Origin of the sequence: Microbacterium sp. K41 (genome assembly GCF_004794395.1) — a bacterium.
GTDB classification, from domain to species: Bacteria; Actinomycetota; Actinomycetes; order Actinomycetales; family Microbacteriaceae; genus Microbacterium; species Microbacterium sufflavum.
This window is the reverse complement of the sequence record NZ_SSDO01000100.1, coordinates 1-231: the sequence shown is the minus strand read 5'-3', so window position 1 is coordinate 231 and position 231 is coordinate 1. Positions and strand designations below refer to the sequence as shown.

The following is a 231-nucleotide window of genomic DNA, read 5'->3' as shown; positions in this document are numbered from 1 at the left end:
CCGGCCGCGAGCTGGTCGACCTTGCCGACCGCGGCCTGCACCTGCGCGTTGCCCTCCTCCAGGCGGGTGCCGAGCGGGTCGAGCCGCGCCAGCACCCGGTCGATCTCCTCGGGGGTGAGGCCCTGGTCGGCGAGGGCCGTGGCGATGTCGGAGCGCACCTGCGGCAGGGCGGCGGTGGCCTCCTGCACGGCGGCGCCCGCACGGTCGGCCACGTCGGCGAGCTGGCGGTTG

General features: G+C 77.9%; 1 pseudogene. It reads right to left on the bottom strand.

Annotated features, from left to right (window positions below):
- Positions 1-231, bottom strand: a pseudogene (locus DW309_RS19220) (YhgE/Pip domain-containing protein); the annotation flags it as partial.